At 64.4% G+C, this 11,949-nt stretch carries 7 protein-coding genes; 4 read left to right on the top strand and 3 right to left on the bottom strand.

The features are described from left to right. Positions 1-160: 160 nt before the first annotated feature. The 4 genes from DR039_RS03845 to DR039_RS03830 are packed head-to-tail and all read left to right on the top strand — an operon-like array spanning position 161 to position 7,247. Entirely contained in the window at positions 161-1,126 is a 966-nt protein-coding gene (locus DR039_RS03845) for an AAA family ATPase (RefSeq protein ID WP_111836102.1), read from the top strand. Between the two features lie 57 nt (positions 1,127-1,183). Next, a complete protein-coding gene (locus DR039_RS03840) occupies positions 1,184-2,458 on the top strand; it encodes a DUF58 domain-containing protein (protein WP_229116781.1) in 1,275 nt (424 codons plus the stop codon). Then, positions 2,455-4,731, top strand: a complete 2,277-nt coding sequence (locus DR039_RS03835) for a transglutaminase-like domain-containing protein (RefSeq protein ID WP_111836101.1) — start codon at positions 2,455-2,457, stop codon at positions 4,729-4,731. Before DR039_RS03840 ends, DR039_RS03835 begins: the two co-directional genes overlap by 4 nt. Before the next feature lie 5 nt (positions 4,732-4,736). Then, a complete protein-coding gene (locus tag DR039_RS03830) occupies positions 4,737-7,247 on the top strand; it encodes an RDD family protein (protein WP_170166840.1) in 2,511 nt (836 codons plus the stop codon). 93 nt (positions 7,248-7,340) lie between these two features. Here DR039_RS03830 and DR039_RS03825 read toward each other — a convergent pair whose 3' ends face one another. From DR039_RS03825 to DR039_RS03815, 3 genes are all read right to left on the bottom strand, one after another. Then, a complete protein-coding gene (locus tag DR039_RS03825) occupies positions 7,341-8,903 on the bottom strand; it encodes a serine/threonine-protein kinase (protein ID WP_111836099.1) in 1,563 nt (520 codons plus the stop codon). Beyond that, positions 8,900-11,143 (bottom strand): FHA domain-containing protein, encoded by a 2,244-nt coding sequence (locus DR039_RS03820; protein ID WP_111836098.1) that lies wholly within the window; start codon positions 11,141-11,143, stop codon positions 8,900-8,902. Before DR039_RS03820 ends, DR039_RS03825 begins: the two co-directional genes overlap by 4 nt. A gap of 195 nt (positions 11,144-11,338) precedes the next feature. Continuing rightward, a complete protein-coding gene (locus DR039_RS03815) occupies positions 11,339-11,824 on the bottom strand; it encodes a hypothetical protein (RefSeq protein WP_111836097.1) in 486 nt (161 codons plus the stop codon). Positions 11,825-11,949 lie beyond the last annotated feature (125 nt).

The following is an 11,949-nucleotide window of genomic DNA, read 5'->3' as shown; positions in this document are numbered from 1 at the left end:
CCTTCGCTCACTCCTGCACGCAGGAGCCCACACGCTGGCATACCCGCCTAGACCTTCCAGCCGGAAAGGCCTCTGGGCCACCGCCCGCCAAGACTGACCTGTAAGCGTCCTGGTTCCTTTGAGAACCAAGGCATAACCCATTCAAGGAGAACCGCCCCATATGGCAATGACCCAGGAGAACGCGACTGAATTCGCGTCCAGCTTCTCCCGTATTGTTGACAATGTTGGTTTGGCGTTGCTGGGCAAGACGGACATTATCCGCTTGGCGCTGACCACCATGCTGGCTGAAGGCCACCTGCTGTTGGAAGACGCCCCCGGCACCGGTAAAACCGCCCTGGCCCGCGCTTTAGCAGCCACCGTGCAAGGCACCCATTCGCGTATCCAGTTCACCCCCGACCTGCTGCCCTCCGACATCACGGGTGTGACCATTTATGACCAAAAGACCGGCTCTTGGGACTTCCACCCCGGTCCGGTGTTTGCCTCCATTGTGTTGGCTGATGAGATTAACCGGGCTTCGCCTAAGACCCAGTCAGCGCTGCTGGAGGTCATGGAGGAGTCCAAGGTGACCGTCGATGGGGTGCGCCATGAGGCGGGCCGGCCGTTCATGGTGATCGCTACGCAGAACCCGGTGGAGCAGGCCGGTACTTACAAGCTCCCCGAAGCCCAGTTGGACCGCTTCTTAATGAAAACCTCCATCGGCTACCCCGAGCGCAGCGCCCTAACGGAAATCCTGGCGGGTTCAGCCGCCCCGGACCGTTCTAAGACCCTCTCCCCGGTGGTCTCCAGCGCGCAGGTCACCACCATGTGTGACCTGGCAGCGGAGAACCACGTAGGTACCGCCGTGCTGGACTACATCGGCGCCCTAGCTGAATCCACCCGAGACTCGGAGTCCACCCGTCTGGGAGTCTCCACCCGTGGTGCAATCGCCATGACTCGGGCCGTCAAGGTTTGGGCCGCTGCGCAGGGACGCTCCTACGTGCTACCCGACGACGTCAAGGACCTGGCTGTGGTGGTTTGGGCGCACCGCCTGGTTATGGACCCCGACGCCGAATTCAGTGGTGCCACCGCCCAGGAAGTGGTCAACCAGGCGCTCGCCGCCGTGGCCGCACCAACGTCACGCTCCTAAACCACAGCTCCTAACCGCCGCCAAGGATTACCACCCACCTGTTCAACACGGAACCAGATGACGACTTCCACTAATCCGCACACCACGCTCTCAACCACCAGCACGACGCGCAGCACGCTGCCGCTGGCGGTTGCCGTGCCCACCTGGTCTGAGCGTCTGCGTGCCTTCCTGTTGCAGGTGCTGAAGGTTGCCAAGGTCATCATGCCGGCTGGTTGGACCGTGTTGGCGCTGTTGGCCTTGGCGCTTATAGGTACGTTCTTCCTGGGCTGGAGAGAAGCCGCAGTGCTCGCCATGGTCCCGGGCATCGTCTTTGCGACCTGCCTGGTCTGGCTGATCCCACAGGGAGGGCACCAGGTGGAGCACGAGCTGCTGGAGCCTCGCATGCAGGTGGGAGACCGGGCAGTCATCCATGTGACAGTCAAGAACCCCACCCACCGGCTGCTTATGCCCACCCGGATGGAGATGCGGGTAGGCAAGGGTCAGGCCGTATTCGTGGTGCCAGCGCTGGTACCTGAGGCCACCAATCAGCGCGGCTTCATCCTGCCCACCAAGAGACGTGGCGTCGTCGACGTCGGCCCCGTGCTCACGGCTGACCAGGACCCCCTGGGTTTGATGCGCCACGAGCGACTGCGCACCCGGCCACAGAGCGTTCATATTTATCCGCGCACAGTCCACCTGGGCATCCAACTCAACGGCACCATGCGAGACGTAGAGGGCGCCGTCACCCAAGAACTGTCCTCCTCTGACGTCTCCTTCCACGCCCTGCGCGACTACATTCCCGGCGATGACCGCCGCAACGTCCACTGGCGCTCCACCGCCCGCACCGGCCGCCTCATGGTGCGTCAGTTTGAAGAAACGCGTCGCGCCAGTCTGGTAGTGCTGCTGTCCACCCGCTCAGAGGACTACGCCACGGAAGATGACTTTGAGACTGCGGTTTCCTCCGCCTGCTCCTTGGCTTTGGATGCCCTGGCCTCCAACCGAGAGGTTCACGTGCTGACCCAAAACGGCCCGCTGCCAACGGCCACCCCCCAGCGGCTGCTAGACGCCTCCTGCCTGGTAGAGGCCACCAGTGAGATCGGTCTGGATGACCTAGCAGGCCAAGCAATCCGTGCTTTCCCCGCCCTGTCCGTGCTGGCAATCGTCACCGGGCAAGCCACTGAAGCCGCGGTGCTGGGCAAGGCCCACCGCACTATGCCGCTAGCAATTACCTCCTTTGCTGTGCAGTGTGGCGCCAAATCCCTCAGCCGCTCCCATATTGGGCAGCTGCCGGTGGTGGATGTGCACGAGCTCCAGGAATTGCCGCGCGCGATACGAGCGATGGTGCCCGCATGACCACTCAAACCCGCGAGCGCATCCCTTCAGCGCTCTCCTTCATGACCTTCCTGGACCTTGGAATGGTGCTGCTGGCACTGCTCCTGGGCACGGTCCACTTTGCTCCTGCGTGGGGTGGCGTGATCGGTCCTGTCGCAGCTGGGGTGGGGGCCGTTATCGGCTTGGCTATCGGCTGGATCAGCAGCGCCAGACGTTGGGGTCCACTGGCCACCTTGCTTGCAGTGGTGGCGGTGCACCTGGGTCTGGCTCCGTGGATCCTGCCTGACGTCGGGGAGGGCCTAAGCGCGATCACCGCGGTGGCTACCTCTTCCTTGAGCGTGTGGCGTGACGCGCTGACGCTGTCGCCTCCGCTCACGGCCTTCACGGGGATGACCGTGTTGCCTTGGCTGACCGGCCTGCTGACCGGGGTACTTGCCACCCGGCTGGTGCTGTCTGGCTACGCGCACTTGGGCGGCTTGGCCTGCCTAGTGATGCCCTTTGTGGCTCTGCTGTGGGGCACGCGCGCGCCTTTCCTGCCGGCTTTGACCTGCCCGCCCTTGGCTGCGGCGCTGCTGCTGCTTTGGGCGATGCACGCCCGACGCCGTAGCCGTGGCTCAATTGCGGAGGCCATGGAGATTGGCGACGACGGCGCAGCGCGCACGGACCGTCGCTCTGGCCTCATGGGGGTCGCGGTGGTGGCCGCAGCGATGGCCATTGCGATGGCCGTGAACCCGGCAGTTCCTGGAGCGCGCATGCTGCTGCGTGACCGCTTCACCCCGCCGCTCGATCTGGCGCAGTATGCGACGCCTTTGTCTCTGGTGCGGCTGCTGGAAACAGAGATGGTGGATACCGAGCTGCTCAAGCTCAGGGAAGCGCCTGCAGGGGTGCGGCTGCGGATCGCGGCCTTGGATTCCTACGATGGGACTGTGGCCTCCATCGGTGAGGACGCCACGGGCGTGGCCCGTTTCAGGCCGGTGGGCGATGGCACCCTGCTCAACGACCTTGACCGGGATGCTGTGCGGACCGTGTCTCTGGAGGTAACTGGTTACAACTTCGCCTGGGTTCCCACCGTCCGCGATGTGCGTTCCACCTGGGTCACCGGACCGCGTCAGCATGACTTGCGTGGGACGCTGTACTTCGACGCACTTTCAGGAACCCTGCTGACCACTGCCAGCACCGCCACTGGCGATGTGTTTACCGAAGAGGTGGTTCCTAACCAGGTGCCTAGCGACGCCACGCTCAGCACCTTGGAATTGGACAAGGACGCCCCCGGCAAGGTGGCCGACGTCCCGGTGGTCATCGCTACGCGTGCGGCCACGCTGATCGGTTCTGAGGCCACGGACCTGGGCAAGATCAGGGCTCTGCAGCAGGCGCTGCGAACCGGCTACTACTCGGACGGCACCAAGAGCCCATCCACCCCTGGTCACGGAGCAGCCCGGCTGAGCACCATGGTGGAAAACGGCGCCCTGATCGGTGACGCGGAACAGTACTCCGTGCTCATGATGCTGATGTGCCGCTCTCTGGGCATCCCGGCGCGCGTGATCATGGGCTTTGATCCCGCAATCGACGGCGATGCCACACAGGTCACCGGCACCGATGTGACCGCCTGGGTGGAGATCCCCTTTAAGGGCGTGGGGTGGGTACCTTTTGACGTCACCCCCGATCGCGACAATCTGCCGCAGCAGCAGACTGAGGAAAGAGTTTCCAATCCGCTGCCACAGGCGCTGCAGCCGCCTTTGGCTCCGCAGGATCCAGCCGAGCTGCCGCCTAACTATCAAGACGAGCAGAAGCCCAACGATGACGACGAGCCTGAACAGCCTCGCTCTTACCTGGCGCTAGGCATTGCGGGCGGTGTGCTGGCCCTGCTGTTGCCTTTCGCGCTGATCGTCTGCCTTAAGGCCTGGCGGCGACGGCGACGGCAGCGGCTGCGCTCCGCAATTGACCGGGTGGAGGGCGCCTGGGACGAGGTTTTGGACCGCGCCCGAGACCTGGGCGTGCAGAGTGTGGGTGGCCGTACGCGGCACGAGACGGCCACTGATCTGGATTCCAGCTTCCCCGATGCGGGTCTGCTCAAGCTCTCGCGGGATGTAGACAAGTCCGTATTCAGTGAGGCTGACCCCGCAGATGACGATGCTACCGGCGTTTGGCGCGCTGTGGAGGCTAGTATTCCTGCGATGGGCTTCTGTAGAAGCCGGTTCCAACGTGCCCTGGCACGGGTCTCGTTGGCGTCCCTAGTCCATCCGGCTGGCCGCGTTTCTCGTGGTCGCCGTACTTCCAGGAGATACCCACGATGACGCTCTTGAGCGTAACAGACGAGACCATGGTCAACCCCTTGCGGATACCTGCCACCACAGGTGCGCGCGCCCGGGCTGTCATCATCGACGCCGTCCTTATAAGCATCCTGGCCGTGGCACTGATGGGCGTGTCAATTCTAGTGATGGATCGTCCCAACCTGGCACTGCTGGGCGCAATCCTGGCGGTAATTTTGCTGCTCCGGGAAGCAGATCTGACTCTCACCGGCTACAGCGTGGGTGGACGCATCGCCGGTGTGCGTTGGGTTGACGCCCGCACTGACAACCGGCCCGGGATCGGCATGTTCTTCCACGCTGACCTGGTGCTTATTACGATCGTCCCTACGCTTGGTTTCGGTTCCCTGCTGCTTTTGAGCTCTGCGTCCAAGGACAAGAACCTGCGCGGTTGGCATGACCGTATTTCTGGTCTGATCGCCGTGAGCACCAAGGACCCGCTAGCTGACGAGCTGGAGGACTTCGACGAGACCTCCCTGCTGTCTAGGGGCACTCTGGAGGAGGTGCCGGAGGAGCTTTACCGAGCTGACGCGGAGGACCTGGAGCAGGTGGGCGTAAGTGAGACGCCGGTGAGCCGCTCGGTGTATGAGTCGAGCCGCAGCGCTCAGGTGAGCAGCGCAGAGCAGGCTAAGGTCGAGAGCGAGGCACCGGTTTTTGCTTCTGTTGCTGCCGCATCGGGGACGGTGCTGGAGTCGTTGACGACGGCGCCCCGACCGGAGCCGGTAGCCGAAGTGGCGCCTGAGCTGGAACTGGCGCCTGCAGCCCAGGCGAAGCCGACACCTGAGACGACGCCGGAGGCTGAGGCTGCCACCGAGATTCTGCCCGTCACCGAGCCGGAGACGGCTGCTGAACTCAAGCCGGGGCTGGAGTCGGTATCGGCTCCTGCCTTTGAGCCAGTTGCGGCAGTAGCGCCGGAGGTCGAGGCGAAGCCGGAGGTTGACCCAGAGCCCATGACGCAGGCGGCACCTGAGGCAGAGGCAGATGATGCCACTGAGGTCTTGCCCGTTACTGCGCCAAAACCAGTAGCGGCCCCCGAACCTGTAGGCGAGTCTGCGGCGGTTTCTGAGCCTGCGCCTGTGGTGGAGGCTGCAGCCGAGCTGGCGCCAGAGCCAGTGGAGGAGCCGAAGGCCGCACTGGAGCCTGCTGCCGAGCCGCAGGACGCGGTTGAGACCGCACCGGTGCCTGAGCCTGAAAACGTCTCCTCCCCGGAGCCGCAGCACAAAACTGCAGCCAAGGTGAAATCTGCGCCTGAGGCTCCGGCCACCAGCCCGAAGAAGCCAGTCGCGGAGCGGGCTGAGCACACCGCCGACGAGCCAGAGAGTGCCCCCAGCCCCGAAACACCCGCTATCGACGCTGATGCCGCCCAGGAAGCAGCGGAGGAGGACTCGTCCTCGCCAAAGCCCGAACTCGCAAGTGTTCCAAGGCGCGCAGACGCGGAGGCTGAGTTCGAGCAGGTGGCCCAGAGCATTCTGGCCACAGCAGAGCCGACCGAACCCACTGAGGCTGAAGCCGAGGCTGCCGAGGCCGCATCTGAGCAGAGCGATGCCGCCTCCCAGGCCCAGGCGGTCGTGCCCCCAGTTTCCAAGGGCTCAGCCAAGTTGAACGAGTTCAAGCCCTTCAACACTGTGAGTGACGCTGCCGCTGAGAACGGTTTCGTGGCTGTGAGTGCGCAGGAGGAGTTGGACGCCGACGAATCCTCTTCCTTCGGCGTCGTTCCGCCAGTCAAGGAACTGATCGGGGCTCCCCGATCGGCGCCTTCGCCGTCGGAGCACGATGACCACTACGAACTGGTCCAGGAGGTCTTCGCTCGCCGGGCAGCCGCTCGCGCCGCCAAGGCCGCCGCCAGTGCCTCCTCCGGCCCGAGCATTGCCACCTTTGATGCCGAAGACCCGGTTAGCCCGGAGCCTCAGCCTAAGGAGTCCACGAGCCCGGCCTCGGCTTCAGAGGTCGTCGATGACACCTTGATTGACGCCAACCTGGTGGATGGTCAGACCACGGATGAGCCGATGATTGAGGTGCCCGAAGGAGAGTCGCTGGACAGCTACTTCGCGGAAGCCCTGCTCAATGACGACGACGCCATCTCCGAGGAGTCCACCTCGACGGATTCCACAGAGGATGGTTTCCCCGCTGGCACCGAAGGCCCCGCCCCGGCCTTCGTTGACGACCGCTCGGAACCCGTCATGCGCCTGATGCCCTTCACCAACGCAAGCAAGGCGATCCACATTTCCGGACCTACGATTATTGGCCGGGCCCCGCTGAACACCTCCCGCTACCCGGAGGCCAAGCTGGTCGCCCTGGGCGACTCTGCACCTTCCGTATCCAAGACCCACGCGGCCATGATGCCCACCGAACACGGCATCTTGGTTACTGACCTGGGCTCTAGCAACGGCACTCGGGTGGTGCGTGCGGGCAAAGCTCGCCGTATTCCTACCGACGTCGCTGTGATGGTGCACGAGGGTGGCGTGGTGTTGCTCGGTCAGACCGCCTACCGCGTCCAGCGCTGAAAGCGGCTACCGCAAGCAGCCACTGCGACAAAAGCGCCCGGTTTATTGGCTTCAGGCCAAGGAACCGGGCGCTTTCGCGTGTTGTTAGTGTCTCTAGAAGCTACTGCCGTTTCGCTGCTTGTCAGAACTGGGGGCAGTCCCCTGCGCCGCAGTGTCCACGCAGGCCGTAACCGGCTGGGAGGCTTTGCCATTGGGCTGGACCGCCCGGACCTCCAGGCAGGTGCGTACAGGCTCAGCATCCACCACTGCCTGGGTCTGGTTAGCCTGCAGCAGTCCAGGCTGCTCACCGGGCCGATCAACGCCGTAAAGGTAGCTGCCCTCCCAGGAGTCAGTTGGTGGGCTCCAAGTGAATGTCACCCGTCCGTCTGCTCCCAGGCTGCCTTTGAGCGAGCGCGGTGAGGGCACGTTATTGCCCACCGCACCGCCCGGTCCGGGGGCAATGGTGGACAGGTTGGAGTTGGTGCGCCCTGTCTTGGAGGCACCCCGCTCGTTGAGCAAGAACACTCCGGCACCCAAAGCCACCACTGCGGCAGAAACTCCCAATATGACGCCTAGGCGGCGGAGACCAGGAAGACGCAAATCGCCAGGTGAATCGTGCTCTACGATCTCGTAGCCCTCGTGGCGGGTGGAATCCTCCGGGGCATCCCGGTGAGTGTCTGTACGTGGTTTGCTGTTGGAATCGACGTCGATTACGTCGTAGACGCCAAAGCGGGTGGTGCCGCCGTCGGTGTCATCCGCAGTGTCATCTTCCTTGGCCGCCTGGGCCTCAGCGGAAGTGGAGGCGCGTAGCACGTCGATCGTGGTGATCGGCAGGCTGAGTTCGCTCTCCACCTGCTGCAAGGCGCGCGCGAAGGCCAAGGCATTGGGGTAACGGTTGTCTGGCTTCTTGGCCATAGCCGTTGCCAGTACGCGCTGTAGCGACGGCGGGACGTCTTCCCGCACGATCTGTGGCAGTGGGGCCTTCACGATGCGTCGTGACAACTCGTAGACGCCGTTGTCACCACCGACCACCTCGTAGGGGCTGCGGCAGGTGAGCATGGCGTAGGCGGTGGCACCCAGAGAGTAGATGTCACTGGCGGGCACCGGTACACGGGAGCCGAGCAGCTGCTCGGGTGGCGCCCAGGGCACGCTCATACCGCGCAGCTCAGAGTCGCCATCGGGGTCTGAGAGCGCAGAGATGCCGAAGTCTGAGAGCACCGGGCGGCCATAGCTCGTGAAGAGGATATTCGCGGGCTTGATGTCGCGGTGGACGATGCCTGCGCGGTGCGCGGTCTCGACGGCGCCAGCGATCTGAATGGTGATATTCAGGGCCTCAGCGACGCTAAGTGGATCCTTTTCGATGATGGCGCTAAGAGCTGGTGGGGGGCAGTACTCCATCACCAGGAAGGGGCGGCCATCGGAGGTCTCCCCCACCTCGTTGATTGTCAGAATCGCGGGGTGGGTGGAGACGCGGGCCATAAGGTTGGCCTCGGACTCAATGCGGGCTTTTGCACCGCTGTTGCCGCCAGCATCTAGGACTTTGACGGCGACCTGCCGCCTAGGCATCTGCTGCTCGTATAAGTATACGTGCGCAGACCCTCCGGTTCCGATCTCCCGGAGGTAGGTGAAGCCAGCAATCCCCGGGGGAACGCTGGCTTCTGCCTTAGGCTTGGTCACGGAAGATCCTCGAAGACCAAGGATTGACCGTCGCCAAGCACAAGCTCGTCACCGTTGCGGATCAGCACTGAGGTGCCAGGAGCCATGCGCACCGGGTCTTCGCCGTCGCGACACAGGATGGTGCCGTTGCGGGTGGCCAGGTCCTCGACCAGCACCGCCCACTCCTCGAGCATGATGTGCACGTGGTTGCGGGAGATGAGGCGCTCCGGGCTGGGCACCACGACGGCGAGCGGCGGCACGTCGCCCATCGCGAAGGAGGTCACGTCAGGCTGGCGGCCGACCACCAGGTCACGGTCCAGGGAGATGACCTCACCGGAGGACATGGTGACGGTGCCCAGGGCGGGGCAGACCATGCGCTGTGCGGGTAGGACTAGGTCCTCACCACAGACGCGGCACTTGCTGCGGCTTGTGGGGTTGGCGTGGCCCTTGGGGCAGGGGCAAGCCAGCACGTAGCGGTCTTCGTAGAGCTCGTCAGTGCTGGGGGCACCCAGGTCAACGCCGAACTCGGCGTCGAGCTCCGCGAGCAGGGCCTGCGGGAGGTCCTGGTCCACCGTGTGGGAAATGATTGTGGAGGAGACGGCCTCGCTGTCCTCGTCAGCTGCCTGGGGCTCCTCGGATTCCTCGTCCTGAGGTTCCTCAGCTTGGGCTGCCGGGGCGGTGGGGGTGACGACGCGCACCTCACCCTCATCAAAGTCGTCCACGACGTTCATGCCGGGTTCGAGTTCGAACTCGTACTCGATCTCTTCGTCGGGGAACTGCGCGTTGGGGGTCTGGTCCTTGGAGAAGGCAGCAGCCTCCTCGGCCAGCTCGGCGGCAGGCTCGTCCTCGACGGCCTCCGCAGATGCCTCTGCCTCCGTGGGCTCAGCGGCCTCGACGGCGTCGGACTCCTCAGCGTCATGCTCGGCGTCAGCCTGGGTCTCTTCCGCTTTGGCGGCGGGAGCCTCCGCCTCATCCTTGCCCGCGGCAAACTCGGCGAGGTCCTCAGCCTCCTCTGCTGCCTCGGCCTCTGCGGACTCATGCGCGACGAGGGCGGCGGCTGCAGCGGCGGCAGCCTTCACGCGCTTGCCAAAGCGACCCCGGCCACGGGTGGGCTTGTCAGTCTCAACTGCCTCTGCAACAACGGCGTCAACCTCAGGGGTCTCAACTGCAGCAAGGTCTTCAGCCCGGTCGGCCTCGTCAGCATCAGCCTTGGGGGCTTCTACCTGGTCCTCCGGCTCGTCCGCTGCAGGAGCCTGAGCGTCGGCGGGGGAAGCCACCTCAGGCTTGTCAGCCTCGTCAGTCTCCTCCGCCTTGTCCTCAGCTTCGTCAGCGGAGTGGGCGGACACCGCTGCCTCATCGGCAGAGGCAGCGGACTTGGGGGACTCGGCGGAGGGGCTGGACTCGGCGGAAGCCTCGGCCTCAGCTGCGCTCTGCTCAGCATCAGCGGCCCGCGCGCTCAGCTCGTCAACCTCGTCAATCTGCTCACCGGAGAGGGCAGCCTCGACGGGCTCAACGTCGGCAGCGCTGTGAGCGGAGACTGCGCTGGTCTCCTCGGCCACCTCGGTGGCCTCAGGTTCTTCGTCGAGGCTGATCTGGGGCGCCATGATGGTCTCATCAGCGACCGGCACGTGCTCCTCCACCAGTGCCGGGGCGGGCACCGGAGCGTCAAGGAACTCGTCCTTCGCCAGCGGCTCCGCAGCGCCAGCCTTGTCAGCCACCTCGACGTGTTCCGCCTCGGCAGACTCCTTAGCCTCAGCGGCCAACGCCACTGGCTCTGGTGCCTTGGGGATGATGCCGTCGTCGATCTTCCCACCACCCAGCAACAGGGCAGCGGCGGAGACGATCGCGTCGACGACGGGGCGGGTGCGTCCGTGCAGCTCCTCAGGAGCGATCACCCGGATGTCCTGGCCCGATTCAAGGGTGGTCTCGTACCAGGTCTCGACGCCGTCGCAGTTCAGCTTCGTGCCGTCAACAAAGATCACCGGGCGGCCACGCACCATGACGTGCATGACCTCAGCCTCGCCCGACAAGACGGCTGCAAACTCGGGCAGGGAACCAATGTGACCACCTGAGCTGCTGAGCAGGGCGTCCATCAGGTCCACCATTGAGGTGCCCTCAGCCCGCAGCAGCTCCCACAGGTCGGTGACTACGGCATCGTCTGCGGTTGGTGGCAGCAGCATCACACCACGGGGGGTGACCACAGCCACCCAGCTACCACCGACCCACTGGACGGCGCCAGCAGAGGTCAGACCTGTAGACATCCGGTACTCCTTCAACAACTGGACAACATCCGGTCAGTCCTAATGAATCCTGACCACACTACCGCAGAACCAGTCGGCCAACACATTGAGAACTAGCGTCGGATTGGGCTCGTAATCGCCATGATTTCTTGTGCGATTCTGCCCAGGCTAGCCTCCGCGTGACCGACCGGTCCTGCGGGTTTTAACGTATTGCTCTCAGACCTCGTCCACGGCCACAGCGGCGGTGCGCTGGTCGCCCAGGCGCACAACCGAGGCGGCGACGACACCGTCGACCACCGGGCGCATGCGGGCGCCGGGGGCCTCGTGGACGCGCACCTGCACTGAAGAGGGAGCGGGGAGCACGGTCTCGCACCAGGTGGACACGGCGCGAGCGTCAACGATCTCGCCGTCGACCTCAAGGGCCGGCACGCCACGCAGAGCCAGGTGCACATCGCCGTTGTCGCTCAGCAGCAGCAGAGCGAAGTCCGGGATGGAGGCGATGCGGCCACCCTGAGCCACGAGCAGCTCGTCGAGCACATCGGTCATGGTGGCGCTACCGGAACGGAGGAGCCTCCAAACCCGGTTGACAAGCTCGTCAGAGACCTCTGGGGGAAGGAGCATGAGACCGTTGGGGGTGACGACAGCGGTCCAGCTGCCCTCAGCCCACTGGACAGCGGTGCCAGCAGTAAGACGTTCAGACATCCAAATACTCCTTGGATTCCCCGCGATAACGCGGGAGTCGGAAGATGAAGCGATTGAAACGTACCCCACTAACCAAGCCCTATTTAGGGCCCGTGCGGGACTCATGCGGAGACTGGTCAAGCCCT

Origin of the sequence: Actinomyces bovis (genome assembly GCF_900444995.1) — a bacterium.
In the GTDB taxonomy this organism is placed as follows: Bacteria; Actinomycetota; Actinomycetes; order Actinomycetales; family Actinomycetaceae; genus Actinomyces; species Actinomyces bovis.
Note: the sequence above shows the minus strand (reverse complement) of the source record. Positions and strands in the feature narration are given on the sequence as shown.